Raw genomic sequence first — 25573 nt, 5'->3', positions numbered from 1 at the left:
ATTAGTCCTTGAGGGCAAGCGCGGGGTTGGCGGCGAGAGTTTTACGAATGTGATCGATGTCTTTATCACCACGTCCTGAAAGGGAGACCACTATGGTGATATTTTTTCCTTCTTCTTCTGCGAGGCTGGCTCGCTTCAGTGCATACGCAAGCGCATGGCTTGATTCCAGTGCTGGGATGATTCCCTCTTCACGGGAGAGTAATTGGAAGGCTTCAAGAGCCTCGGCGTCCGTGATGGCTACATAGGTGGCTCGTCCAGACTTTGATAGGTGTGCATGTTGTGGCCCGACCCCGGGGTAATCTAGTCCGGCGGAAATGGAATAGGACTCTTCCACTTGGCCATCAGAGTTTCGCATCAAATAGCTTTTAGTGCCGTGCAGGATACCGACTTGTCCGTTGTTGATGGTTGCTCCGTGCTTGCCGGATGATAGGCCTTCACCGCCGGGTTCCGCTCCGACGAGCTCTACGGAAGGATCGTCAATGAAATCTGCAAACATGCCAATTGCATTGGAACCTCCGCCCACACAAGCAACCACAACGTCGGGGAGGCCTCCCGTGCGTTCAATCATTTGGGCTTTTGTCTCTTCGGAAATCACACGGTGGAATTCTCGAACGATCGTCGGGAATGGGTGGGGGCCCGCTGCTGTGCCGAGTAGGTAATGAGATTCGTGGAAGGTTGCAGTCCAATCCCGAAGCGCCTCATTGACCGCGTCTTTGAGCGTCCCTGATCCTGAGTCTACGGGTACCACTGTGGCACCCATGAGTTCCATGCGATACACGTTGGGTTGTTGGCGTTCTACATCTTTTGCTCCCATGTAGATGACGCATTCAAGGTCTAAGAGGGCGCACGCAAGGGCGGTTGCGGTTCCGTGCTGTCCTGCACCGGTTTCTGCAATGATGCGCTTTTTGCCCATCCGCTTAGCCAGGAGAGCCTGGCCGATCACTTGGTTTGTCTTATGTGCTCCGCCATGGACTAGGTCTTCGCGTTTGAGGAAGATGCGCGCGTGTCCCCTACCCTTTCCAGCCAGAGGTAGCTTGGAACATTCGGTTAAGGGGGTGGGCCTCCCCAAATAATCCTTGAGATAGCCCGCGAGCTCCTCTCGGAATTGTGGATCTTCTTGTGCCTCAACAAACGCTTTTTCGAGTTGGTCGAGGGCTGGCAGGAGTGACTCGGGAACGAATTGTCCGCCGAATTCCCCGAAATATGCGGGAAGGAGTGTGTGCTGATCGGTGGAGTTCTGGGAGAGCGTCATCATGCATCCTTAGGTTGCGAGTTTTAGGGGTGTTTTTCGTAGGTCAATGTTTCACGTGAAACCATGCCATCGTTTTTCGCGTGCCGACGTCATGATGACTCGTGGTTGCGGTGGGATGTCTTGGTGTGCGCCTGCTGTGGTGTGGGCGGTGTAGGGGTAACAAAGAGAGAACATGGTTGGTGCCTTTGCGCGATAGATATGTGATTGATCGCGAGCTCGTGGCCTAGGATTCACCCAAAAAAGAAACGGCCCGCGCGATGCGAGCCGGAGAAATAGATAGCACTCAATGGCCCGCTTAGTAAGCGCGCCACCACCAAATGTTTAGTGCATATCTCATAGGCAACAACTTAAACGTCTTGGGTGATGAGCGCAAGGGGTGGGGGTATGTTTTCTGTGTTGGGTGTGGCCGGTGTGGGAAAGTCAGGTTAATAATGAAACTCTCGGATGGTGGAGAAAGCTTGGCGTAGTGCCCCTGAATCTTTTAATCCCGCCCAGATCCCGGCGGTGGCTGGGTATTCGACGCCGGAATTAAGGTCTAGACCGGCGCACCCCCTTACTAATGCTTCGGGAAGATTGTCAGGATTAAGACCCCCGGCCAGGATTGCCTTTGGTGTCACTCCCTGAGGGATCTTTTCCCAAGGAAAGGGTGTTCCGGTGCCGCCGGCGCCGGTGTCGAGAAGGATCATATCTACGTCATCCATGAGTGCCACAGCAATATCAGGACCTTCCGGCGCTGTCATGGATACGGCTCGCCAGATGGCAATGTCTTCTCTTCCCGCTTTGCGGAGTTCTGCGCGGGCTTTGTTGAGAAGCTCTCTCTCTCCCGCGATGGACCCTTGATATGGGGTGTGGATCTGGAGGGTTTTAATACCCGGAAGGAGTATTTCCGTCCAGTCTTGAGTGCGTCTACTCACCGCAACGTAGTGTAGATGTGGCTCTGCCGCAATGATTTTTTGGGCAGTTTCACGTGAAACATTGCGAGGGCTGGATTCTTCAAATATCAATCCCCCATGCGTTGCGCCGACTGCGCGTGCAGTTTGGGCGCCGGAAGCGGTGGTGAGTCCACACACCTTGTTCGTCCCGAAAACGAGTGAACGTGCGGCGGAGTCAACGTCGATGCAGCCGGTGAGTTGTGAGCCGACAAGGAAGGCGTCGGAATGGCCTGCCAGCTGGCGGACAGTCTCGTTTGTTTGGATGCCGGATTCTGACACGAGTATAGCGGTGGCCGGGACGAGGGCTTCTAGTTGTGAGGAACGGGAAAGGTCGATACTGAGGTCGTGTAGGTTGCGGTGATTGACACCAAAAATCTTTGCGCCAAGGCGAATGGCTCTCTTTACCTCCTCCTCGTTGATTACTTCGGTGAGGACGTCTAGGCCGAGGCGTTCGGCTTCATGGGAAAGTGAGATGTAGGTGGCGTCGTCAAGCACGCTAAGCATGAGTAGGATCGCATCCGCGCCAAAGTAGCGTGCAGCGTGCACCTGCACGGGATCGATGATGAAGTCCTTGCATAGAACCGGCAGATGCGTGGAAGCTGCAACGGTGGCCAGGTGATCGTAATCGCCGTTAAATTTGTCGGGCTCGCAAAGAACGGAAATCGCGGAAGCGTAGCGAGAGTAAATCCGTGCAATGTCTCCTGGGGAATAATCGGCTCGGATGTCCCCTAATGACGGTGATGCGGATTTGCACTCCATAATGAAGTGCGGCGCCCTTGTAGAGGTGTCAGAATGTGCTTGACGACGCGGCGCCACTCCCCCGCTCACAGAGCCACCAAGCGCCTGGAAAAGAGATTTTGTGGACCGCGGCAACCGGAGAGGATCTACATGTGCAATGCGGGCACGAATCTCTTGAAGATGTGATCGGCGGGCGTGAACAATTTCTTCTAAGACTGTAGGCATGGACGCTGCATTATTGTGCATAGTTGGCCTCCTCGTGGGTTGCGAGCCACTGTTGAACGTGGCCGTCTTCGATGAGTTTTTTTGCTTTGTCTGTTCCTTCACGCAGAGAGTCCACCAGATTTGCAGTATAAAAAATTGCGCCGGCGGTAGCTGCGACAGCATCTCGATGGGCAGGAGCACCTTCCCCGGCAAAAGTGGCGCGCATCAGTGCAGCATTTTCCGTACCGTCGCCGCCTGCTAGGTCAGCGAGGCTATGGCGCTGGATTCCTAGTTCTTCAGGGGTGACCTCATAACTGGTGATCGTGCCGTGGTTGAGTTCCCATATGGTGGTGGGGCCATGTACGGCGACTTCGTCGATGCCGGATCCATGAACCACTAATGCATGAGTGCGGCCTAGATCGCGGAATACCTTAGCAATGACGGGGCCAAGCGCTGGATTAGCAATGCCCATAAGCTGAAATTCGGGACGCGCCGGGGAAAGTAATGGGCCCAACACATTAAAAAGAGTAGGGACTCTGAGGGCTTTTCGGACGGGCTGTACGTGGGCGACTGCCGGGTTATAGGCCGGTGCGAAAAGAAACGTGAAATTGGAAGCTTTGAATTGTCGAACAGCGCGGTCGGGGTCTAGGTCTAATGGGATATTGAGAGCTTCCAGAACATCGGCCGATCCCGATTGAGAAGAGACCGATCTGTTGCCGCATTTAATCATCTGCACTCCCCCAGAGGCTGCCACAAGTGAGGCTGCCGTGGTTACGTTGATGGTATTTGCGCCATCGCCGCCGGTACCTGCGGTATCCATTAAACCGGAACCTGTGATGGGGAAAGGACGCCCTGCTGCGAGGAAAGCATGTGCGGCGCCTGCGATGTCTGCGTAGGTTTCCCCGCGTGTACGTATGGTGGCTAGGAGTGCTGCGATGTGCACATCGTCGTAGTCGCCAATTGTGAGAGGAGTAAAAACCTCTATAGCTTCTTCTACCGTTGGGTGTGGATTATCGAGATAAGCGATAAGTTTTTTCTTTGTGCTTTCACTGGTCATAATTGTCCTAAGGTTTTTGTACCTAAGAATAACGTCACGTGACGTTAACTGTAGGCTTTGGTTAGTTGAGATAGATGGGTGATACAGCGTTGCAAAATGATCGGGCCGGAAGGGCTTAGGATCGACTCTGGATGAAATTGCAGCCCCACCGCAGCATGCTCGCGCGCCTCGGCCGCCATTATCACTGGCCCGATGTTCGAAGGGCAGGTTCCTAGTGTCCTCAATTCCTTTGGCGCTTCCGTGCACCCAAGAGAGTGGTACCGGGCCACGGGGACGTGTTTGCCTTCCTGCGATCCTGGACCGGCGTCAACGGTCAGGCCGTGAAATAGCGAACTATGCAGGCCGCGTTCGTTGAGCTGCATAAGATCTGTAATTCCATGGACTGGGCCACACTCGCGCACTTCTCCCCCAAAGTGCTCTAGGAGGGCTTGGAATCCTAGGCAAATGCCAAGGACCGGGATGCGACCCAATACATGATCGATGAGTTCCATCATGCAGCCCGCGTCCCGAGGATGGCCGGGCCCGGGAGAAAGGCAAATGATGTCCGGCTTGGCTGCCAGAATCTCCTTTACCTCAACGGAGTTGCGGAAGACGGTGCAACGATAGCCTGCAACAGCAAAAGCGTCGACCAGGTTGTATACAAAGGAATCGTGGTTATCAAGGAGTACTACATGGGTGTTGGTGGGATTCATGAGCGTTTACCTTTAGGGTTGCGTTCTGTGCCATCGCAAGGGCGTTGAGCACTGCGTATGCTTTATGCAGGGTTTCATCGGCTTCCGCCTGGGGTATGGAATCTCGCACTACTCCAGCTCCCGCCTGCACGACGGCGGTACCGTTGTGGATAAAAGCGGATCGGATAACAATGCAGGTGTCCATTGTTCCATCGCCACGCAGATAGCCAATCGCTCCACCATAGGATCCTCTTCGGGTACCTTCGGTACCGCGAAGTAATTCCATTGCGCGCAATTTAGGTGCCCCGCTGAGTGTTCCCATATTCATGCAGGCGCGGTAGGCGTCGATAGCATCAAAATCGGAGTGTAGTGTGGCACTCACCCTGCTCGCAAGGTGCATTACCCGGGAATATCTATCCACACTTAGGAGGTCGGACACTTTTCTTGTGGCTGGTACTGCTACTCGAGCGAGATCATTGCGCGCAAGATCAACGAGCATAGTGTGCTCGGCGATTTCTTTGGCATTGGTGCGCATGTCCAGTTCGGCGCGGACGTCCAGCTCGTGATTGACGCTGCCGTCGGGATTAAGGCCCCGCGGTCTGGTGCCTGCGATAGGGTATAGCTGAACGTTGCGTGTTGCTGCGTCGAACTTTAAATTGGATTCGGGTGAGGCTCCGATGATTTCATAAGTCTCACAAGAGGCTTCATTATTATTGTGCGCAATATTGTTTAATGCTGTCTGTCCTCGCACGTAGAACATATACGGGCTTGGGTTGGATGCACGAAGCTGAAGATACGCCGCGTAGGCATTATCGCATGCAGTAGAGAAGGATCGTGCCGGTACTACCTGGTAGACATCGCCGCTATGAATACTCTTTTTGAGTTCTTCTACATGCGTGCAAAATTGGGGATCGCTCATAGAGGTCTGCACGTGCAGGACCTCTGACGGCGTATCCGATGGCGTTGCGGCTATCCCTAGCTCGGGTATGTCAGAAGAAATTTTCTCCACAAGGTGGTCAAGTCTGCTGGTTAGCTCTTCTGCATTAATACCCACAGCCTCGATAAATGCTTCACGGTTCAGGTGGTCGATAACAAGCAGAGTTTCTGCCACCAGGAATTGATAATCCGGATAGGTATTCTCCCCCGATCCAACCTCTGGGAGCACCTCAAAGGTTTCTAAATAGTCAAAGGCAAAGCCACCGGAAAGGAGCGGCAATTCTTTTCCGCTGTAGCCGGCCGCACGCTGGAGTGCGCGGAGCACTTCTGCATTGCTTACGGCAGTTAACCGCTCGCGTTCGTTAAGTTCCTGAGCCCTGGTGAAAGCAAAGGTTGCTTCCCCGGTGGTGTGTCTTTCTGCTAGATATTCTGCAAGCTGGCTGCATAGGCGATCAATAATGCTCCTTCCTGTGGGCGTCAGAGGAGTGGCGGTGACCGTTTGTCCGACGCATGTAACACGTACCGCGCCGGTGAGAGTGGCGATGCACATCGTGTTCTTCTTGGACTCCACGTCCGCAGATTCCAACAGCACGGAATCGGAAGCAGTTGTCCCTCCCAGCGCCGCAAAAAGTGCGGCGGCGTCCTCGTGGTAGCGGACTGAGCGTCTTTCAACGTAAAAAGTGGTTTGTGTAGTAGCCATAGTGCCTTTGCGTTTGTCGGGATTTTCCCGCTGCGGGCTTTGTGGCTGAAAACTTATAGATACAAAAAAGCCCGCTTGGGAGTCTTCAAGCGAGCTGTGGGATGCACAATTTAGTAGCTCGCTGCTATGCGAGCCACCACCACTGTGCATTCATGTTCTTCATAAAAATGAACCATACGCATGAGCGTGCATGAGCGCAAGGGCAATCAGTTATCGGATGCCTGCGCTGCACGTCGTAATGCTTCCAGATCGGGGGTAAAGCTTGTCGACGCCTGCCCCTCATCGTCTGCCTCCTCAGCTCCCCCGGCACTACAGCACGTGGATTCTGAAGCCGCTGTGACGTCCGCTTGGGCGTCGAGAAGCGATGCAGCGCGCGCGCCCACATTAGCTCCAATACTCACAAACATTATGCCCGCGAGCACCGCGACGATGGACATCAGATGTAACCACCCGGAGGGGGCAAAACACAGTGATGCAGCGATACCAACAGCAATGCCACCGACGACCCACAAGGGGCCAGCGACGTGATGCGCGGTGGTCCACAGCTCTTGAGATTTACGCACCTCAGGTACCCGGATTCCCACATAAGAGTTTCCGGGGAGGCGGCGAGCCCATGCCAAGGCGCCGATGATGATAAGAGCAATAGCTACGATAGCCAAAAGCGTGCCGACGACAGTCATGCCGATCACTGTAGTCCGGGTTTGCTTATCAACTAAATAACTAGGTGGATTTTATATCGAAGCACGGTGTGGATTGAGTGGCTCCGGCAGAGGCCCTGCGCTGGTATCGCCCCGCAGTCGCTTGATAACGTTTTCTGCCGATATAAGACACATCGGGATACCAACCCCAGGGACGGTAGTCGCGCCCGCATAGTACAGATTTTTTACCTTTTGAGAGACATTGCGCCCTCGGAAGAACGCAGACTGCCTGAGTGTATGTGCCGGACCGATGGAACCGCCAAGCCATGCATGGTAACGATCAGCAAAATCGGCAGGACCAATTGTTTTGTGCACAATGATTCGCGAGGATAAATCGGGTATGCCAGCCTTGTGTGCAATAGATTCGATAGCATGCTCGGCAATAGCGCGTACGGACTCGGACTCAGTATGCCCATAGGTGTTGCCATGCCCAATATCTAGTTGTGCGGAGACAGGAATCAAAATAAAAAGATTCTCGTGACCCGGTGGTGCAACGTGTGGGTCTGTGTGGGAAGGCATGGATACATAGATAGATTCCGAGGCCACATCTGAGGTGTCGGTGCGGAAAACAGCATCAAAATCGGTTGTCCAGTTTCGACTAAAAAACAGATTGTGATGCTTAAGCTGAGGCAAAGACCCTGTGACTCCTGCTAACACCACCACCGTGCCCACGCCGGGATTGCGGCGAGAAAAATAGTCGGAATCATAACTGCGAAGATGTTGCGGTAACAGCTGTGTCTCAGTGTGATGCAGGTCGGCACAAGACACCACAATGTCTGCGCGAAGGTGCTCTTTCGAACCATCGCTGTGTCGAATTAACACTCCAGTGGTACGGGCGAGCTTTTTCCGTTGTAGCAGGCGGCGGCGCACGTTGCTGGTAGTGATCTCTAAAACGGCAGTGTTAAAAAGGAAACGCGCATTTCTTATGAGCGCGTGGCGATATATCGCCTCCATGACACCAGTGAAACCCTTAGTCGGATACCGTACTCCCTGGATTATGTCGGTATGACTCATGAGGTGATACATCGACGGTGTTTCCTCTGGTCGAGAAGACAGGAAGACGGCTGGATAAGACAAAATTTGCCTTAGTCGATGATCCTGAAAACGCTCGTTCACCATCGCGTGGAGAGACTGCGTGAGTAGTTTAGCCAACATGGAGAGACGGCCAAGAACATCTCGGTGTAACAACGGGCCAAGAGATGTGAAGTTGGTATAAAGAAACCGTTCCACAGCGATGCGATAGACAGTGCTAGCGCTGGCAAGATACTTCTTAAGTATCTCTCCCGCGCCGGGTTCTATCGATTCAAAATAGTTGGCTAGAGTGATGGGGTCGCTGGGGACGTCGATACGCTCGGCGGCTTGGGTGGGGTGCGTTTCTGCAAAAAGTCGATACGCTGGCTGCATATCTTCGAGCCCATACTCCTGCTCAACCGTACTGCCGAGCAGCGCGAAGAAATGTTCAAAAGCATCGGGCATGAGGTACCACGACGGGCCGGTGTCCCACCGGAAACCTTTGTCACAGAGATCCCCAGCACGCCCACCGATCCCCTCGTTTTTCTCCACCACTGTTACCTCGTAGCCTTCGCAGGACAATAAAGCGGCGGTGGCTAAACCCGCGGCGCCCGCTCCGATAACAACGGCTTTCTTAGGGGATGTACTCGGCATCATTGTCTTTTTCCAATCAGACGGTGGGATCCTCTTCCGAGGCAAAAGCACACATGTATTAGCGGTCATACGCCAGCGGATGAAACTTTCTGGCTTTGATAAGCGCACGAGCCATGATTCTTGCTTTTGTGGTGGTAGGAACGCTCGCGCGACGTTCCATGATCTCAGCTGCGCTCATGGCATCAAGGATATTGGTCAATTCGGTGAATAATTCTGCAGCTGCTGCTACTCCCACTGTGGCGGAGCCCGGCAAGAGCGGTATGGCTCGGAGAGCTGCTGCTAGATCGGCGCGAATATCTACAATGACTGTGTGTTTGAAGGAGTCGGTGAGGTAGTGAGGGGCGCCGGGAAAATAATGCCGTCCCAAATGCGCCGCATCCTCCTGCCAATCGCGGAGAAAATTTACCTTTTGAAACGCTGCACCTAAAGCGCGTGCCCCTTCGCTCATTGTGTCGAGGTCTTTCTGGGAGTAAGGGTGCGTGGCTTGGGCCTCTTCCGGATAGGGTGAGCTGGGACGTTTTACCAGGAAAGCGGATAAACACATAAGGCCAATGACCTCAGCGGAGCCATAGATGTAGTCGCGGTAGTCTTTGTCGGCATCGTATGTAAGGCTGGTGACGTCTCTGCGCATGGAAGCGAAAAAAGCACGCACATGTTCTTCTTTGAAATGGCACCGACGGGCCGAGATGGCGTAGGCATGCATGACTGGATCTACGTGCAGTCGCTGCGTGGGGGCTAGGAGCACCTCACGTTCGTAGTCTGCGAGAAGCTTTGCGGTTTGTGCGGAGGTGAGCCCGGCTGCGTGAGCGGTGCCGTCGACTATCTCATCTGCAGTGCGCACCATGGCGTAGAGATTTCGGATATCGGTGCGTAGTTCTGGCTCAAGGACGTGGGTGGCAAATGAGAAACTGGTGGAATAAGACGTAATGACTTTTTCGGCGGCTTTGATCGACATGCGATCGAAGTTTTCAAGCGAAGCGGTAGCTGTCGTTTCCTTGCTTAAGGTTTTATTGGGGGCTTTATGGGTGGAGTTACGAGACGCCTTTTTCTCCCCCGAGGTCTCTCCTCGGAGCTTTGTCAGAGTTGCCAATGCCTCTAAAGCCGTTTTTATAGCCGAGCCTTGCGGGCGGCGAGATGCGGAAGCTTCTACCTTTAAACGGTGATGGTTTTTTGGGAGGGGCCAACGGGGCATACACGGCTCCTTCCTGTGAAACGCTAACTTTGGTTCTCTGCTCTGGTGTCTTATTAAAAGATATAGCGCTTTCTTGTCTCGCATGTGAACCCCGGTACGCGTATTCGGTACATGATGGTGGTTAAGGGCGTTGGTTGCAGCTGGCGCACATTAATGTATTGACTGTAGTGCGTGCATTGCGACTGCGGTGGCAACTGTGAGAGTTTTTCTCGGCCCTTACCTCTTCCCTCTTCTAGGGGGCGGCAGGAGACCGTGTTTCACGTGAAACATAATTGAAGGCTGGAAAATAATAGTCGATACGCTACGGGATTTTAAAAAGTATTGCACAAAAGGGGCAGGTCGTGGGCCTATATATACTTTTCCGCTGGAACACCGACAAAAAATTCCGATATATGAGATCTATGGAAAATATGAATTCCGCTGGTAACCGCGTAAGTTAGTTCACAACCCAGGCGGCATGCCAGTCGCGCAGGGAACAGTATGTCCCTCGTACCTCCTTCCATAGTGTAGGCAAACTAATGAACATAAAGCGTCTTTCTTCCTCGCTGCTGTTCAGGATCATCGTGGCGATCATCCTGGGCATTGTGTGCAGCTTTTTCTTTCCTGATGGGTTAGCCCGGATCTTTGTAACCTTCAATGGTCTCTTCGGAAACTTCCTGGGATTCTTTATCCCGGTTTTGATCTTCTCGCTCATTACTCCCGCCATTGCCGGCCTTGGTCGAGGTGCTGGTAAGTGGCTAGCGATTACAACCGGCATTGCTTATTGTTCTGCACTGATCTCTGGTCTAATTTCCTGGGGTGTGGCCAACTCGATTTATCCAAAGCTTTTGGCTGGGCAGCAAAATGTTCACGCGGCTGATATTGAAGAAGGTGCGCTAGCTCCTTATATCAGTGTGGAAATGCCTGCCCCGATGGCTGTGATGACCGCCTTGATTCTCGCCTTTGTGGTGGGTGTGGCCATGACAACGGTTAAGTCTGACACGCTTTATTCCGGTGTTGCAGATCTGCGCCGGGTGGTGATGAAGGTTATCTCCTCCTTTATCGTTCCACTGTTGCCCATTTATATCTTTGGCATGTTCCTCTCCTTGGGAATGAACGGAAACCTTGCCGATGTCCTTACTGCTTTTGCCAAAGTCTTGGTTCTGGCGATCTTTATGAGCTTTGTGCTTCTTGTTCTGCAGTTCCTCTTTGCGGGAGCTGTCGCTGGCAAGAATCCACTGGCCTCCCTTAAGAACATGATGCCGGCTTATTTTACGGCCCTAGGGACGTCGTCGTCTGCTGCAACAATCCCCGTGACCTATGAGTCTGCTCTGAAAAATGGCGTGAGCAAGTCTGTAGCCGGCTTTGTGATTCCGTTGTGCGCAACGATCCACCTGTCCGGTTCGATGATGAAAATTACCTTGTTTGCGTTTGCCATCATGTTCATGGATGGCATGGATATTCCTTTGGCAACCGCACTCGGATTCATTTTGATGTTGGGCGTTACGATGGTTGCCGCGCCAGGCGTTCCCGGCGGCGCAATCATGGCTGCTGTCGGCCTCTTGTCCTCAAGCCTTGGCTTTAACGACGATCAGGTGGCACTCATGATCGCTGCTTATATCGCTATCGATTCCTTTGGTACCGCCTGTAACGTCACGGGCGATGGCGCTATTGCGATGGTGGTGGATAAGTTTGCAAAGGGATCCATTTCTCGCCACGATCTGGATGATGCTGATGACCTTGGTCTTGCTGCAGCTATTGCAGGCATCGACGCAAAAGAATCGGAAGAGACTGCAGATAACAATGTATCTGTGTCTGCTTCCGGAGTGGATTCAACTAAGAAGAATTAAACACAATCTCTTCTGCTAAATGAGGGGCTGTGCCGACCGTGTGTGGTTGGTGCAGTCCCTCATTTCGTGGCTGCGATGCGGCCTCTGAGCGTGGTAATCATCTCTAAAAAAGTTAACATCAGACGTCCTACGTCTAGGGTTTGTGAACTAAAATGCGGGTATGGCAATCGAGGAAACCATGCGTCGCTTCTTAGTCGGCGCCTATGCAGCAGTGCCCTCCGCGAGACAGGAACAAGAGCAGTTTTACGCAGGGCTGGCGGAGCGCGGAATCGCAGATGCTCTGGAAATCCCGTTCCGTGAGGACCTCTTTGATCCCATTGAATGGCAGGCGGAACATTTTGCCCATAGGTTTGAGGATTCAGTTCTCACGTTGATTCCAGGAACCATGCAGAGTCTAGGTTCCTCCCCCACTTTTGGACTTGGCTCTTCTGATCCTGCAGGAAGGCAAGCGGCTATTGACCATGTACTGCTAGCCGTGGAGAAAGCACATCAGCTCAATGATCTCACTGGTCAACGAACCATATCCACGCTTCATGTACATTCTGCACCTTCTGTGACTGCTCAAGAGGACATGTTTGCCCAGTCGCTGAGGGAACTCACAGATCGCGGGTTGGGACTGGAGCTGGTGATCGAGCACTGTGACGCGTATGTGCCGGAGTATCCCGGAGAGAAGCGTTTCTTGGATATTGAGGCAGAGGCTCGCGTTGCTCAGGAGCTGGGACTCAAGGTAACCGTGAACTGGGGACGTAGCGTCATTGAAAGTCGAGATGCTGGACGGCCACGTGAGCACGTCGAAAAGCTTGTTGCCGCTGGAGTACTTGGGGGCGTGATGATCTCAGGTGCTGGCGGGGAAGATAGCGTTTATGGGCCCGGCTGGGCAGATACTCACCTGCCACTAGCGGAGACCGAGCCGATCTCCTGGCTGACTCCTGAGAGGGTCGTCGAATGTGTGGAAGCTGCGCGGGGCCATGCTTCCTACTACGGAGTCAAGGTACAAGTTCCACCAACCAGCAGTGTCTCTGAGCGTCTGGATATTCTGGAGCGAACAAAAGCGACTATGGGGCTATAGTGGTTCGCTCCTCGTGGCAGCGGCAAGCAGTGGACAGTGGCTAGAATCCTTATGTTGCCACTGTCCCCGTGCGTTATCGCCCCGCTTCTGAGGAACTTATGAAATTCATTGCTTATTCTGCGCAGAACACTCCCCTGTCTGGTGGGCCTGAACCGCGTCCGCTGTATGCAGGAACTCCGGAGTCGCGGGCATTGCGTGAGGAGTTTCTTAGCGCGGCGGGCAATCTCAATCAACGCATTGCGGACGACCCGGCTATCGATCCTTTTGCCATGCGACGCTATATGAGCCAGTTGGGGCGGAGCCTTACTCGTTATGATTTTGAGGATTTCCCCGACAATGCCGAATCGTGGGCGGCCGGAGCAAGCGTCTTGTTCTTGGATGAGCAGGGAGAGCTTTACGACGTCCGCCGCCGCAACATTCTCGCCGGAGAGGCCCCTGCGGCAATCCTTAACGCCCGTGCATTAGATCGTGCACAATCTATTAGAAATACTCTGTCTAAGCAGGGGTTCTTGGTGGATTTTTCTGCGATTCCGGTTCCGGATGTGGCAGAAATGCTACTGCCGGCGGCTAGTGATGTTGTTGATCGCATTGTGTGTCTTGCTGTGCTCGTAGATATCGCGAGGGAACTCTGGCGAGGAAAGAATCCCGACATACAGGCAATGGCGGACCGCTATGATTTGGCTTTGGTCACGCTCACCGATTCTGAACAACGTCTTTTTGAGCTCTTTTCTCGTATTGCTCCGCTTGATAGAGAGCAGCGACACTCGGGAATGATGGCGGTGGCAGAGGTCCTGGATCAGGCGATCGTGGTGGAAACTCTGGCGTGGTGCGTGGGGTTGCTTGGTGATGAAGATATTCCCAAGGATCGTATCGGCACTGCTCATGCACACCCCGTTAATCTGGTGAATCCTAAGGCTTTGTTTGTCCCTAAGCGGCTCCTCGCTCGTTCTCTCGAGGAGCTGTATCGGTCGGCTAGCTACCGAACTCTGGAAGAGATCTGTACGGCGCATGAATACATCAGCACCTTGGATCGGCTTGCGCTGACGCAACGCGAGGCCTTGGCGGGTGGTGACGATGTCAAGGGCGAAATTTTAGGAGAATCCCAAGTGGCAACAGTGCGTATGCGGGCTTTGGCCTTTACCTGGCTCACCCTCCCCTATGCATCGTGGGATGAATTGGTCGAGCGTTCCAATCGCTTGAGCTAACGTTGAGATGTGGGGAAGAGATTATTTTCTTATATCGGGGGCTACCTGGTTTTATAAAGGATAAATGAAAGATAGTCTTTTGCTGAGAAGGGTTTTTTATAGGGTCTAACGTGGGACAATTCAGTTATTCGCACCTTGCGCATACTGAAAGGATGACCCCCATGGCTGGAACATTCGAAGTTTATGAAGACAGAGCCGGTAAATTCCGCTTTCGCTTGAAGGCAGGAAACGGCGAGATCGTTGCTAGCGGCGAGGCGTACGAATCTAAAGCAAGTGCCATTAAAGGGACGGAAGCCGTACAGCGTGCCGCCGCAGGGGCAAAACTGAAAGATCTGACCTAGTTTTGCCGCACCAGTTCCATACTGGGAAATCCCGGTGGAACACAGTCACAGAAAGCGTTGAAGGTCTCGCGTGAGGTCGTGTGAGATATCGGGCCACGACAAGACCTTTAGCGTGTGAATTAAAACGTGAGGATAACTCGAATGACCTGCCGGAATCGCGGCAGAGTTTATGGGCTTGCTACGATGAGGTTCCATGGTTAATAGGATCGGCTTCGACCGCGAAAAATACATCGAGATGCAGTCCCAGCACATCAGGGAGCGGCGGGAAGCTCTCGGCGGGAAGCTCTATCTGGAGATGGGCGGCAAGCTTTTCGACGACATGCACGCCTCCCGTGTCCTTCCGGGATTCACTCCAGACAACAAGATCGCGATGCTTGACCGCATCAAAGATGAAGTAGAGATCCTTGTCTGTATCAATGCCAAAGACCTGGAACGCCACAAAATTCGTGCCGATCTCGGTATTTCCTACGAGGAAGATGTCCTGCGGCTCGTAGACGTTTTCCGGGACCGTGGCTTCTTGGCTGAGCATGTGGTACTCACTCAATTAGAAGACGGAAACCGTCTCGCCCTAGCCTTTATTGAGCGTCTGGAGCGTTTGGGAATCAAGGTATCCAAGCACCGGGTTATTCCCGGCTATCCGATGGACACGGACCGCATCGTCTCCGAAGAAGGATTCGGACTCAACGAGTATGCGGACACCACACGGGACTTGGTTGTTGTTACCGCGCCGGGGCCTGGATCGGGAAAGCTTGCGACGTGCCTTTCGCAGGTGTATCACGAGCATAAGCGTGGCGTTCAGGCTGGCTATGCCAAATTTGAAACTTTCCCAATTTGGAACCTCCCTCTGGAACACCCCGTTAACCTGGCCTACGAGGCCGCCACGGTAGATCTCAACGATGCCAACATCATTGATCCTTTCCACCTTGCCGCCTACGGCGAGCAAACCGTCAACTACAACCGTGATGTGGAAGCTTTCCCTCTGCTTAAGACGCTGTTGGAACGGCTACTAGGCAAGAGCCCCTATGAGTCACCCACGGATATGGGTGTCAATATGGCGGGTAAGTGCATTTCTGATGATGACGCATGCCGAGAAGCCTCTGAGCAGGAAATCATTCGACGCTATTTCAAGGCACTCGTGGATGAAGCTCGCATGGGGTCAGATTCCATACAGTCGGATCGTGCTGCAGTTGTTATGGCTAAAGCTGGCATCAAGTCTGACGCGCGTGTTGTGGTGCAGCCTGCTCGTGCCGTTGCCGAGCGCACTTCACTTCCGGGATGTGCCATTGAGCTTCCTAGTGGTCAGATAGTCACTGGGGCAACGTCAGATTTACTGGGATGCTCCTCCTCCATGTTGCTGAACGCGTTGAAAGTATTGGCCGGGATTGATGATGAAGTCCATCTCCTCTCCCCCGATGCTATTGAGCCGATTCAGACGTTGAAGACACATCATTTGGGCAGTACTAATCCCCGTCTGCATACGGATGAGGTCTTGATTGCCCTCTCTGTTTCTGCAGCTACGGATCAGAATGCACAGAAGGCTCTTGACCAGCTGAAGAACTTGCGAGGCTGCGACGTGCACACCACCACGATCCTGGGTTCTGTGGATGAGGGAATCTTCCGCAACCTTGGTGTCTTGGTTACTTCGGATCCCAAGTTCCAAAAGAATAAATTGTACCAAAAGCGCTAGTCTTTTGATGAGCGCCCCTAGGCCCAACTTCGGTTGGGCCTTTCTGCTATTTCCACATAAAAGTAATTGCGCACAATAATTGTGTGCAATGCAATCCGGGGTAATGATTATTGGAGGGGTCCCATCTCCATGATTGACTTCCACATCTGCCATTCCGGATCGGATGTGTCTTGTCGGGTCTCTGTGGGGGTGATGATGGTGCCGTCATCGAAGAAAAGTCCCCCATGTCCAGTGGCTCCGTAGCGAATAACTGGCGTTAGGTTCATACCATCAAAGGAGAGCCTAGCGTTGGGGCGCACGTCGTATCCGGCAATAGCTGCAAGGGTTGGTGCAACGTCTAGGCTGGATACAAGTTCAGAGCATTCCCATGAGGTGGTGGAAATCTTGGTGTGGGGCAGATTGGAATCGGTAACCCCTGGCCAGTGGAGTGACATAGCAATCTGTTCTTGTCCCTCGGGGTGTCCGACAAAAAAGACAGCGCGTTTGGAGGCCAGGGCTTCTGCGATGAGGGTGTCGTCGATAGTTGCGCGTTCAATGATGGGGATGCCGGAATGGGAGAAGTCGTCGGCCACGTCGTCGATAAGCGATGCAAAGCGCGTGAGGGGATGCCGTTGGGGATATTGCCCGGTGAGAAGTGCAACTCGTGCGGCGCGATAATCGGTGGAGGGGGCAAAAGCTCGGCTAAAGCGGAGCCCAGGGAGGGATTGAGGGGCGAGTACACGGCCGGTGACTACGGCAATATTCATGCTTTCTAGTCTGCCATGTTCGGAAACCTTCCGGGCGGCGCTAGTGGAAATTCATAGTTTCACGTGAAACGTGGGCTGTTTTTGCTCGGTGTCCAGCGGTAGGCTGAGAAACCATGACAACGACTCTTAACATGCCTGAAGACCGCGGCCATCTTATCTCCGCCACTACCTCTGACTGTGGAGAAATTCTCTTTATGTCGAGTATTCCGGATATGGCATTAGGTGGTTCCATTCGTGGCGGCGTGCCTATTATTGCCCCGTGGTTTGGCAAGCTTATGGGGCACGATGAACTTCAACATGGGTGGGCGCGCCGAAAGGAATGGGAGGTGTTGGAGACCTCGGGTGGGCTCGACGCTCGGATGAATCACGATGACTGGGATTTACGCCTGGCTGTTCAGTCGACATCCCACGGCTTTGCCATGATGTTGAAGTGTAGGAATGCTTCTAGTGTTCGCCGGAATCTTCAGCTGGCTTTTCATCCATACTTTTATGTCGCTGATGTACTGAACACTACCGTGACAGCACCCCAGGAGACCTTTACCTCGGACGGTGGCCTGTTGGAGGAATTCCGCCTTTCAGCTCCCGCACCTTTGCTTATCGACGATGGCCAGCGACGCATCACGGTCAAAGGGCAAGGAACTGACCACTTTATTGTGTGGAATCCTGGTGAAAAACTGGCGAATGAGATGTCTGACATGGGTACCGGAGAATGGCGGAATTTTGTCTGCGTTGAGCCTGCTCTCTTGGGAGAAGACTCTGAGGGTGTGTCGGTGGCACCGTGGGACTGGGTTCATATTGGTATGACCGTCCAGGTTGAAGCGGCTCCCGAGTGAAGTGTGTGGATTGTGGGGAGGGACTAGAGGTCTGCGAGCAAGGCGTTGAGCCCCACTGTGAAGGGGGTTTCGGCGTAGATATTTTGCGAGTCCGTCTGGTCGGGGGGACAGATGGAATTATGAAATTTTACAACTGCGTCATGGAGGAAGGTGGGGTCCGGGGTCATTCCGGTGGTGTCAAAAATATTTTCCGGAGCATGCACGTCAAATGCTGAGCCGTAGATAAAGGATTCTAGGGCGATGAGTCTCGGGAGGATGAGATGCGGCTCTAGGGCTGTGAGCTGCAAAACGTGGGCGGCTTTGTTGTATATTTTTACGGTTTCTGGCGCCCCAATGATGGGAAAAGTTGCGATGATTTGGACTAGCGGGAGGTGCTGGGAGAAGACGTCGCGATAGGAACGCGCCCAGGCGGCCAAAGCCTTCTTTGGGGATAGGGTGCCTGCGATTGCTGCGTCGAGGGGGGACGTGTCCACGGAGGTCATCACCTCGTCTTGTATCACGATGAGGAGATCGGCTTTATTTCTCACGTGATTGTAAAGGGCGCTGGGGGCTACGCCTAGGTGGCGGGCTAGTGCTGCCATAGTCAGGGCTTCATACCCTCGGGTACTAGCGATGGAAAGTCCGGCCTGGGCGATTGCTGTCCGTGTGACCACTGCTTTTGAAGGTCGGCCGCGACCGCGCGGAGAATTCATTGCCATATACCCCTTGTTTCAACTCTCATATGTACTGTACAGTGACCCGCAACACAAAATGAATGGCATTCATTAATGTGCTGTAGCCCTTCTCGACGGGTTGATTTTCTCACAAATCCTCCAGTAGATCGTGCGGAGTAAAGGAGTTGGTAGTGATGACGAGTCCACAAAAGATAGAAAGCGACGTAGTAGTTATTGGGGCTGGACCGTCAGGACTTATGGCAGCCCGCACCCTCAAAGCGCAAGGACTGAACGTGTGCGTGCTTGAGGCTCGTGCTCGCGTGGGTGGTCGGACCTGGAACGGAAAAGTAAAAGACGCTGACGGCGTAGAACACTTTATTGAGCTAGGCGGACAGTGGATTTCCCCAGACCAAACGCGGCTTATAGAGCTGGTCTCAGAGCTGGGATTGGACACGTTCCCCCGCTATCGCGAGGGAAAATCGGTGTACGTGTCCCCCGATGGCACGCGACATGTGTACCAGGAAGAATTCCCGGTCAGCCCCACTACGGCGGAGGAAATGGATCGGCTTATCCGGGAACTCGATCAGTTGACCTCGGAGATCGACCCGGCATCGCCATGGGCACATCCGAGGGCCAAAGAACTGGACTCGATTTCTTTTCGCAGCTGGTTAGAGCAGCTTTCTAGCGATACCGAGGCGATCGACAACGTATCCATCTACGTTGCCTCGGGCATGCTCACAAAGCCGGCACATACCTTTTCGGTATTGCAGGCGGCGCTCATGGCGGCGTCAGCAGGCTCTTTTAGCAACCTCGTAGATGAAGACTTCATCTTGGATAAGCGTGTTGTCGGCGGAATGCAGTCAGTATCGCTGGCCATGGCGCAGGAACTTGGCGACGCCGTGATCCTTGACTCGCCCGTACGCCGCTTAGAGTGGGCCACTCCCGATCCTGATACTGCAGATCCGCTCAATGGAGTGCTTGCCGACGTCCGCAACGGGGTTCCCAACAATGGGGCTCCGGGAAACGTGACTGCATACTCGGACAAGGCAATAGTGAGTGCCCGGTACGCGGTGCTTGCCACCCCTCCAAATCTGTACAACAGGATCGATTATGTTCCGCCACTCCCCCGCGACCAACAGATCGTGCATCAACACATCTCCATGGGGCTGGTCATCAAAGTTCATGCGGTCTACCCGACGCCCTTCTGGCGTGAAGAAGGACTATCAGGAACCGGTTTTGGTGGCGGTCACCTAGTTCAAGAGATCTATGACAACACTAACTATGGCGAGAATTGCGCCTCGGGAGAACCTCACAAGGAAGACCCATACGGCACCCTCGTAGGCTTTGTCTCCGATGTCTACGCCGATGACATGTGGCACCTTTCTGCGTCGGAACGCAAAAAACGCATCCTTGAGGCGATGTCTATGTACTTGGGGCCCAAGACCATGGAACCGATAGCTTTTTATCTTTCCGATATGGCTGCGGAAGAGTGGACGCGAGGCGCCTATGCCACCAGCTATGACCTCGGTGGACTTTCTCGTTGGGGGCATCTGCAAAACGAACCAACCGGCCCGATCTATTATTCGTGTTCAGACATCGCTGCTGAGGGGTACCAGCACGTGGACGGGGCGATACGCATGGGCGAACACGTCGCGCATGCGATTGCGGCGAGGGGCTAACCATGGACTTTCCCCATCGACGCGCCTCAGGGCGGATATTGGTCGCTTATGTTGCCACCGATTACGGCAAAGATGCTCTCAACCTCGGGATAGCTCTGGCTAAAGAACGGGACGTAAGTCTGGACATCGTGATGATCGCGCCCCTCAGCAATTCCTTTTCTGGAGTATATCCGCATGACCGAGGCTATTCCTCGATTCTGGAAGAGCACATTGCAACGTGGTTAGAAGAGGCCCTTGCAAGCATCCCTAAAGACATTGATGCGACAGCTCGAATCGTGTTGGGAGACTCAGAGGCAAAAGCCCTGAACGACACTGCAGTGGAGCTGAACTGCGACATGATCGTGGTAGGTGCACGTAAAGGTGGGATACTCAGCCGGTTCCACATGGGAGCCGCGGTCAACGCCCTGTTGCATTCCGCAACGGTTCCCATTGCTTTGGCGCCTAAAGGGTATGCATATCCAGGGCCGATTTCTCGTCTTACCTGTATGTTTGGTCCTCGCTCGGGAAGCGTGGATGTGATAAGTAACGCCATTGATCGCGCTAGCAAACGAGGCGTGGAACTGAGACTAGTGTCTCTGGTCATTCATGGAGAATCGGACTTGCAAGGCCTAGGCAACGATGTCCCCAACGCTATTCGGCAGTATGCCGACCGCGTTCTGGGTGATATAGCCCAGCACATGCTTGACGAAGGAAAAGCGAGCACCGTAGTAGCCAGCGGGAATTCCGTGGAAGAAGCGGTATCAGACCTTGCGTGGGATCCCGGGGAGATCGTTATTGCTGGCTCCTCGCGGTTGGCTGTTCCTGGGCGTTTGTTTATTGGAACGACGGCTTCCCGGATGTTGCGCTCGATACCTGTGCCCATGGTTGTCATCCCCAATGGCTATATGAGGGGAGGTGAGACAGATGGCTGAGATCATTATTGAATCCGAAAAAGGACTGGCAAAAAACCGTGTGGGACTCATCGGCGCGGTGATTATTGGTATCAGTTGCATTGCTCCCACCTACACGCTGACGTCGGGCTTGGGTCCCACCATTTCAGCGGTGGGTAAATACGTTCCTTCGATCCTGTTGTTGGGCTTTATCCCTATGCTGCTGGTTGCGTTTGCATATCGAGAGCTCAACAACCGAGTCCCGGATTCCGGCACATCCTTTACATGGGCAACAAAGGCTTTTGGACCCTGGGTTGGTTGGATGGGTGGATGGGGGCTCATCACAGCAACGATTCTGGTTCTTTCCAACCTAGCCGCCGTAGCGGTGGACTTCTTTTATCTCTTGCTAGCTCAGATACTGGGCAACCCCGCGATTGGTGAGTGGACACGGAATCTGTGGATCAATATTCCCACGACGCTCGCGTTTATCGCGATTGCCGGTTATGTCTCTTATCGCGGTCTGGAGTCTACACAAAAGCTGCAATATGTACTGGTAGCAGTGCAAATCATTGCGGTGGTGGTTTTTGATATTGTGGCAATTTTCCGGGCCTATCATCATGGTGGTTTTGATTTCACGCCGTTCACCATGCAGTGGTTCAATCCACTAGACATTGGCAATTTTTCCCTCGTCGCTGCTGGCATATCGCTGTCCATCTTCATGTTTTGGGGCTGGGATGTAACGCTGACCATGAATGAGGAAACAAAGAACCCGGAGAAAACGCCTGGTAGAGCCGCTACCATTACGGTAGTCACGATTATTCTCCTCTATTTGCTTACCGCTGTAGCCGTGGTCACGTGGGCCGGAACGGGTGATCAGGGATTTGGAGCGGGTAACCCGGAGAATCAGTCCTCTATCTTTGCAGCTTTGTCCTTTCCCGTTCTCGGAAACTATGCAGTCTTGATTTATATTGCAGTCCTGTCCAGCTCTTTTGCCTCGTTGCAATCCACGATGGTGGGGCCTGCACGAACACTTTTGGCTATGGGATATTATCGTGCGCTGCCACCAGCTTTTGGTCGAGTGAGCCCGCGGTTTAGAACCCCCAGCGTGGCCACAATTGCTTCCGCTGTGGCCGCAGGAGTTTTTTACACCATCACTCGTATCATTTCCGAGAATGCACTGTGGGATACGATCTCTGCCCTCGGACTGATGATTTGCTTCTACTATGGGGTTACTGCGGTGGCATGCATTTGGTATTTCCGCACGGAACTCTTCACCTCAGCGCACAACATCATTTTTAAATTCCTTTTCCCCGCTTTAGGTGGAGGATTCCTCCTGGTGATGTTCTTTATCACCGCGTTTGACTCGATGTCCCCGAACTATGGTTCGGGCTCGTCCCTGATGGGAATGGGAACTGTTTTTGTGTTGGGGATGGGCATCCTGGTCATGGGCATTGTTCTGATGATTTTTACTCGCGTTGCACACCCCGATTTCTTTTTAGGAAGGACCTTAAAACGCAACACCTCCCGCGCCGATGAAAACCTCACTTTGATCACTACATAAAGGAGCACAACGATGTATCGAGTCCAAAACCCTGTGAACAATCAGATCGTAGAGAAGTTTGATAACGCCACGGATCTCGACGTGGACAAAGCACTAGAGAGCGCGGCTGTTGCCTATCGCGATTGGGGAACGCGGTCCTTCGCGGAGCGCGCGCAGATCGTTGGTCGGGTGGCTGATTTGTTCCATGAGCGCAAGGAAGAGCTGGCTGATATTGCTGCTTCTGAGATGGGTAAGCCGCTTTCAGAGGGAATCGAAGAAGCGGAGTTCTCAGGGGACATAATCCAGTATTACGTGGATAACGGCGAAAGCTTTGCCAAGGATCAGAGCATTCCCACTGGTGAGGGCACTGCCAAGGTGCGCCGCTTGCCAATAGGACCGCTCGTGGGCATCATGCCATGGAATTTCCCCTTTTATCAGATTGCGCGTTTTGTAGGCCCTAACCTCATGCTGGGAAACACGATCATTTTGAAGCATGCTGAGATTTGTCCCCGTTCTGCGCTGGCTGTGCAGCAGATTATGGATGATGCTGGGGTACCCGAAGGTGTGTACACCAATCTCTTTGCCACGCATGATCAGATTTCACGGATCATCGAAGACCCGCGTATCCAGGGAGTATCCCTCACCGGTTCCGAACGTGCCGGGGCAATCGTGGGTGCCAAAGCGGGAGCCAGCCTTAAAAAGGCGGTACTGGAGCTTGGTGGCTCAGATCCTTATATTGTGTTGGATACTGCAGACGTGAAGGCAGCCGCGCGCACTGCGTGGGAGACCCGAATGTATAACACCGGGCAGGCGTGCAATTCCAACAAACGCATGATCGTGATGGCCGATATATATGATGAGTTCGTCGACGAGCTCGTTTCTCTTGCACAGCAGTCGGTGCGTTCCACACCCGATACGGCTGGTGAGAACACGTATTGCCCCCTGTCGTCGAGGGAAGCCGCGGAGAACCTGGATAAACAGGTGAAAGCCGCCGTTGCCGCAGGTGCGAAACTTCTTGTTGGAGGGAAGCTGGCGGAAGAAGGCGCGTACTACTCCCCCGCCGTGCTTGTCGACGTCCCCCGGGGAAGCGACGAATACTACGAGGAGCTATTCGGCCCGGTGGCCGTGGTGTACAAGGTGGAAAGTGACGACGAAGCGTTGGCGCTGGCCAACGATTGTCTCTTTGGCCTCGGTGGAGCGGTGTTCTCCCAAGATGCGGAGCGGGCAGCTCAGGTTGCCAGGCGACTAGAGGTGGGTATGGCAAATGTGAACACTCCGGCGGGAGAAGGAGCTGAACTGCCCTTCGGTGGAGTGAAGCGTTCCGGTTTTGGTCGCGAGCTGGGGCCATTGGGCATGGATGAGTTTGTGAACAAACAGCTGTACTACGTGCAGGACTAGCATGCACGTAGTGCTTAGGGGGTCGGGTGCTGTCGCCGATCCCCTTTTATATGAGCGCCATGGCTCATGAGTAGGAGAAGAAGCTCGGCCCTGGTTACGGGATCGTTAAGGTTAAGAGAGCAGAGATCCTCGATGTGGTGGAGATGATTACGCATGGTGTGTCTGTGGATGCCGAGCTGTTGAGCTGCGGCAGCAGCGTTGCCGTTGTGCCGTAAAAACGCCTCAAGCGTTGCCCGGTAGGCGCTATTGTGTGCGCAATCGTGCTCGTCCAAGGTGTCGATTGTGCGCAATCTATGCGTAGCTGTGAGTCGGAGGAACTCGGGATGGTTAAACCAAGAATCGTGGTGTGTGCTTGTGCTAGAGGTGCCGAGCATCAGATTGTGTGCCTGGACGCTTAGGCGCTCCACCAGCTCTGGGGTGATGTCGGAGGGGGTCAGGGGGTCGCTAAAAGCGATGCGTAGCTGATTGTGCGGCCCTATAGTCTGCATAAACAACGACTCTGATGCGCCGGCATGCACTGCGATGGCGCTGGTATTGCCCAGGGTAATAGCCACTGTGTGTGGGACAGTTGTTGATGAGGTCGATTTGGCTAGGTGGTTGAGTGCCTTGGTGATGGCTAAAGGGGAATCGGCATGGATATAGGCAAGCTGCAGGGCATTATCGAGACTGCTTAGTGTGGATAAAACATGTTGTGCAGTTTCTGTAAGGAGTGGATGCTGGGCGAGGATGCCTAATGCTAGTTTTTCTGCCTCATGGGAGTCGTTCCCATGATTGTGTGCAAGGATTTCTATGAGTCCTGAGGCGTGTTTGATCAAACTGCGCGCGCGTGCGTCAAACCCTGTGGCGGAAGCAAGAACCAGCAGTAAAAAACTATCGCCAGTACTCAAACGTTGGGTCATTGTGACCACATCTCCGCTGTTCAAGACAGCAGTCCTGATGTTTTCCTCCTGGATAAGCCTGCGTGCGCGCTGCGCAACGTCATAGCGGTCATTGTCTGGGGAGAATATGAGGGTTCCCGCTGCATCGCTTAAGGCTGCGTCCGCAGTAATGCTTGACGCAAGCTCATGCAAGAGCTGGGTTATTCCCCCGCGCAGTGCTGCGGAATTGAGCGCTTCCTGTGCTGTATGCAGTGATTCTTGGACGACGGTTCGGCGTCGCAGGATTTCCTGGTGTACCCGCGCTTGGATGGAGACGAAAGGGATTGCGCGGGGGACGTCGAAAAGCCCAATATTGTGTGCTGTGCATGCCGTAATGAGCGATTGAGGTGGGTGTAGGTAAATGACCCCGCTGCCAAAACCGATCGCGACAACACCGCAGGAAGCTAGTCGTGAGACATAGTCGGTGGCATCGGCCTCGGTGGCCCAGGCAATTCCTGTGGTGAGTACGATCGCGCCGGGTGTGAGGAATTCGGTGGGGTCCGGCATCTCTGTGGGGTGGACGGAGCAAAACTCTACGTCAGTGGCAATAATTTCAGTGAGTTTGAGAGACCTTTGCTGATAAAGCCAGGTGAGAGTTAGGGATTCTTGCCCTAGTGGTGTGGTGTGACGTTGCTCCGATGGCATAGGAAAACTCTAGCTGTGATTAGACCTTATGTCGATAAATCTTTGCAAAATTATCCACTTTGTATATGTACTGCATCACGTATTTCTTTTTACACTGGTGCACATCACAGATAGAGT

At 53.6% G+C, this 25573-nt stretch carries 21 protein-coding genes; 10 read left to right on the top strand and 11 right to left on the bottom strand.

Translation table 11 applies throughout. From position 1 onward, the window contains the following. Position 1 precedes the first annotated feature (1 nt). The 8 genes from trpB to CKV68_RS06430 all read right to left on the bottom strand — a co-directional run bounded on the left by trpB (position 2) and on the right by CKV68_RS06430 (position 10045). The gene (gene trpB, locus CKV68_RS06465; protein ID WP_095075837.1) at positions 2–1252 is read right to left on the bottom strand and encodes a tryptophan synthase subunit beta; all 1251 of its coding nucleotides are present in this window, start codon (positions 1250–1252) and stop codon (positions 2–4) included. Between the two features lie 425 nt (positions 1253–1677). After that, a complete protein-coding gene (gene trpCF / locus CKV68_RS06460) occupies positions 1678–3168 on the bottom strand; it encodes a bifunctional indole-3-glycerol-phosphate synthase TrpC/phosphoribosylanthranilate isomerase TrpF (RefSeq protein WP_095075836.1) in 1491 nt (496 codons plus the stop codon). Continuing rightward, positions 3158–4183, bottom strand: coding sequence for an anthranilate phosphoribosyltransferase (gene trpD, locus CKV68_RS06455; protein ID WP_013912665.1), 1026 nt, complete (start codon positions 4181–4183; stop codon positions 3158–3160). The genes trpCF and trpD overlap by 11 nt, the downstream gene beginning before the upstream one ends. Positions 4184–4227: 44 nt before the next feature. Beyond that, positions 4228–4875: an anthranilate synthase component II gene (locus CKV68_RS06450; RefSeq protein ID WP_095075835.1), complete on the bottom strand. Its 648-nt coding sequence runs from the start codon at positions 4873–4875 to the stop codon at positions 4228–4230. Further along, the gene (locus CKV68_RS06445) at positions 4841–6490 is read right to left on the bottom strand and encodes an anthranilate synthase component 1 (protein ID WP_095075834.1); all 1650 of its coding nucleotides are present in this window, start codon (positions 6488–6490) and stop codon (positions 4841–4843) included. Before CKV68_RS06445 ends, CKV68_RS06450 begins: the two co-directional genes overlap by 35 nt. A 206-nt stretch (positions 6491–6696) precedes the next feature. After that, complete coding sequence (locus CKV68_RS06440) at positions 6697–7170, bottom strand: SdpI family protein (RefSeq protein ID WP_095076255.1); 474 nt, start codon at positions 7168–7170, stop codon at positions 6697–6699. 51 nt (positions 7171–7221) lie between these two features. After that, positions 7222–8853 (bottom strand): phytoene desaturase family protein, encoded by a 1632-nt coding sequence (gene crtI, locus CKV68_RS06435; protein ID WP_414017497.1) that lies wholly within the window; start codon positions 8851–8853, stop codon positions 7222–7224. Positions 8854–8911: 58 nt separating this feature from the next. Beyond that, the gene (locus tag CKV68_RS06430) at positions 8912–10045 is read right to left on the bottom strand and encodes a phytoene/squalene synthase family protein (protein ID WP_095075832.1); all 1134 of its coding nucleotides are present in this window, start codon (positions 10043–10045) and stop codon (positions 8912–8914) included. 518 nt (positions 10046–10563) lie between these two features. Between CKV68_RS06430 and CKV68_RS06425 the strand changes: the two genes are divergently transcribed. The 5 genes from CKV68_RS06425 to CKV68_RS06405 all read left to right on the top strand — a co-directional run bounded on the left by CKV68_RS06425 (position 10564) and on the right by CKV68_RS06405 (position 16176). Continuing rightward, the gene (locus CKV68_RS06425; RefSeq protein ID WP_014836985.1) at positions 10564–11874 is read left to right on the top strand and encodes a dicarboxylate/amino acid:cation symporter; all 1311 of its coding nucleotides are present in this window, start codon (positions 10564–10566) and stop codon (positions 11872–11874) included. A 160-nt stretch (positions 11875–12034) separates the two neighbouring features. Further along, complete coding sequence (locus CKV68_RS06420; RefSeq protein ID WP_095075831.1) at positions 12035–12943, top strand: DUF4862 family protein; 909 nt, start codon at positions 12035–12037, stop codon at positions 12941–12943. A 98-nt stretch (positions 12944–13041) separates the two neighbouring features. After that, positions 13042–14148 carry a DUF4272 domain-containing protein gene (locus CKV68_RS06415; protein WP_095075830.1) on the top strand — a complete coding sequence of 369 codons (1107 nt, stop codon included), beginning with the start codon at positions 13042–13044 and terminating at the stop codon, positions 14146–14148. Between the two features lie 161 nt (positions 14149–14309). After that, entirely contained in the window at positions 14310–14489 is a 180-nt protein-coding gene (locus CKV68_RS06410; protein WP_013912656.1) for a YegP family protein, read from the top strand. A gap of 193 nt (positions 14490–14682) precedes the next feature. Further along, complete coding sequence (locus CKV68_RS06405) at positions 14683–16176, top strand: DUF1846 domain-containing protein (protein WP_013912655.1); 1494 nt, start codon at positions 14683–14685, stop codon at positions 16174–16176. Between the two features lie 107 nt (positions 16177–16283). Here CKV68_RS06405 and CKV68_RS06400 read toward each other — a convergent pair whose 3' ends face one another. Continuing rightward, positions 16284–16922 (bottom strand): hypothetical protein, encoded by a 639-nt coding sequence (locus CKV68_RS06400; protein WP_095075829.1) that lies wholly within the window; start codon positions 16920–16922, stop codon positions 16284–16286. Positions 16923–17035: 113 nt separating this feature from the next. Between CKV68_RS06400 and CKV68_RS06395 the strand changes: the two genes are divergently transcribed. Next, complete coding sequence (locus tag CKV68_RS06395) at positions 17036–17755, top strand: aldose epimerase family protein (RefSeq protein ID WP_095075828.1); 720 nt, start codon at positions 17036–17038, stop codon at positions 17753–17755. 23 nt (positions 17756–17778) lie between these two features. Here the strand turns inward: CKV68_RS06395 and CKV68_RS06390 are convergent, their stop codons facing one another. Beyond that, a complete protein-coding gene (locus CKV68_RS06390) occupies positions 17779–18453 on the bottom strand; it encodes a TetR/AcrR family transcriptional regulator (RefSeq protein ID WP_231910417.1) in 675 nt (224 codons plus the stop codon). Positions 18454–18602: 149 nt separating this feature from the next. On the opposite strand from CKV68_RS06390, the gene CKV68_RS06385 reads away from it, so the two are divergent. The 4 genes from CKV68_RS06385 to CKV68_RS06370 are packed head-to-tail and all read left to right on the top strand — an operon-like array spanning position 18603 to position 23894. Next, the gene (locus CKV68_RS06385) at positions 18603–20087 is read left to right on the top strand and encodes a flavin monoamine oxidase family protein (RefSeq protein ID WP_095075827.1); all 1485 of its coding nucleotides are present in this window, start codon (positions 18603–18605) and stop codon (positions 20085–20087) included. Positions 20088–20089: 2 nt separating this feature from the next. Further along, entirely contained in the window at positions 20090–20998 is a 909-nt protein-coding gene (locus CKV68_RS06380; RefSeq protein ID WP_013912650.1) for a universal stress protein, read from the top strand. Then, positions 20991–22517, top strand: a complete 1527-nt coding sequence (locus tag CKV68_RS06375; protein WP_013912649.1) for an APC family permease — start codon at positions 20991–20993, stop codon at positions 22515–22517. The genes CKV68_RS06380 and CKV68_RS06375 overlap by 8 nt, the downstream gene beginning before the upstream one ends. A gap of 12 nt (positions 22518–22529) precedes the next feature. Continuing rightward, positions 22530–23894, top strand: coding sequence for an NAD-dependent succinate-semialdehyde dehydrogenase (locus tag CKV68_RS06370; protein ID WP_038619685.1), 1365 nt, complete (start codon positions 22530–22532; stop codon positions 23892–23894). Between the two features lie 14 nt (positions 23895–23908). Here the strand turns inward: CKV68_RS06370 and CKV68_RS06365 are convergent, their stop codons facing one another. Beyond that, entirely contained in the window at positions 23909–25456 is a 1548-nt protein-coding gene (locus CKV68_RS06365) for a PucR family transcriptional regulator (RefSeq protein ID WP_014836979.1), read from the bottom strand. Positions 25457–25573 lie beyond the last annotated feature (117 nt).

The organism is Corynebacterium ulcerans (assembly GCF_900187135.1).
Lineage (GTDB): Bacteria > Actinomycetota > Actinomycetes > Mycobacteriales > Mycobacteriaceae > Corynebacterium > Corynebacterium ulcerans.
This window is presented reverse-complemented; position numbering and strand designations above follow the sequence as displayed.

What these genes read in the sequence shown, in the direction of transcription:
- trpB (WP_095075837.1), bottom strand. Translation starts at nt 1,252, where the DNA reads ATGACGCTCTCCCAGAACTCCACCGATCAGCACACACTCCTTCCCGCA.
- trpCF (WP_095075836.1), bottom strand. Translation starts at nt 3,168, where the DNA reads ATGCACAATAATGCAGCGTCCATGCCTACAGTCTTAGAAGAAATTGTT.
- trpD (WP_013912665.1), bottom strand. Translation starts at nt 4,183, where the DNA reads ATGACCAGTGAAAGCACAAAGAAAAAACTTATCGCTTATCTCGATAAT.
- CKV68_RS06450 (WP_095075835.1), bottom strand. Translation starts at nt 4,875, where the DNA reads ATGAATCCCACCAACACCCATGTAGTACTCCTTGATAACCACGATTCC.
- CKV68_RS06445 (WP_095075834.1), bottom strand. Translation starts at nt 6,490, where the DNA reads ATGGCTACTACACAAACCACTTTTTACGTTGAAAGACGCTCAGTCCGC.
- CKV68_RS06440 (WP_095076255.1), bottom strand. Translation starts at nt 7,170, where the DNA reads ATGACTGTCGTCGGCACGCTTTTGGCTATCGTAGCTATTGCTCTTATC.
- crtI (WP_414017497.1), bottom strand. Translation starts at nt 8,853, where the DNA reads ATGCCGAGTACATCCCCTAAGAAAGCCGTTGTTATCGGAGCGGGCGCC.
- CKV68_RS06430 (WP_095075832.1), bottom strand. Translation starts at nt 10,045, where the DNA reads ATGCCCCGTTGGCCCCTCCCAAAAAACCATCACCGTTTAAAGGTAGAA.
- CKV68_RS06425 (WP_014836985.1), top strand. Translation starts at nt 10,564, where the DNA reads ATGAACATAAAGCGTCTTTCTTCCTCGCTGCTGTTCAGGATCATCGTG.
- CKV68_RS06420 (WP_095075831.1), top strand. Translation starts at nt 12,035, where the DNA reads ATGGCAATCGAGGAAACCATGCGTCGCTTCTTAGTCGGCGCCTATGCA.
- CKV68_RS06415 (WP_095075830.1), top strand. Translation starts at nt 13,042, where the DNA reads ATGAAATTCATTGCTTATTCTGCGCAGAACACTCCCCTGTCTGGTGGG.
- CKV68_RS06410 (WP_013912656.1), top strand. Translation starts at nt 14,310, where the DNA reads ATGGCTGGAACATTCGAAGTTTATGAAGACAGAGCCGGTAAATTCCGC.
- CKV68_RS06405 (WP_013912655.1), top strand. Translation starts at nt 14,683, where the DNA reads ATGGTTAATAGGATCGGCTTCGACCGCGAAAAATACATCGAGATGCAG.
- CKV68_RS06400 (WP_095075829.1), bottom strand. Translation starts at nt 16,922, where the DNA reads ATGAATATTGCCGTAGTCACCGGCCGTGTACTCGCCCCTCAATCCCTC.
- CKV68_RS06395 (WP_095075828.1), top strand. Translation starts at nt 17,036, where the DNA reads ATGACAACGACTCTTAACATGCCTGAAGACCGCGGCCATCTTATCTCC.
- CKV68_RS06390 (WP_231910417.1), bottom strand. Translation starts at nt 18,453, where the DNA reads ATGGCAATGAATTCTCCGCGCGGTCGCGGCCGACCTTCAAAAGCAGTG.
- CKV68_RS06385 (WP_095075827.1), top strand. Translation starts at nt 18,603, where the DNA reads ATGACGAGTCCACAAAAGATAGAAAGCGACGTAGTAGTTATTGGGGCT.
- CKV68_RS06380 (WP_013912650.1), top strand. Translation starts at nt 20,090, where the DNA reads ATGGACTTTCCCCATCGACGCGCCTCAGGGCGGATATTGGTCGCTTAT.
- CKV68_RS06375 (WP_013912649.1), top strand. Translation starts at nt 20,991, where the DNA reads ATGGCTGAGATCATTATTGAATCCGAAAAAGGACTGGCAAAAAACCGT.
- CKV68_RS06370 (WP_038619685.1), top strand. Translation starts at nt 22,530, where the DNA reads ATGTATCGAGTCCAAAACCCTGTGAACAATCAGATCGTAGAGAAGTTT.
- CKV68_RS06365 (WP_014836979.1), bottom strand. Translation starts at nt 25,456, where the DNA reads ATGCCATCGGAGCAACGTCACACCACACCACTAGGGCAAGAATCCCTA.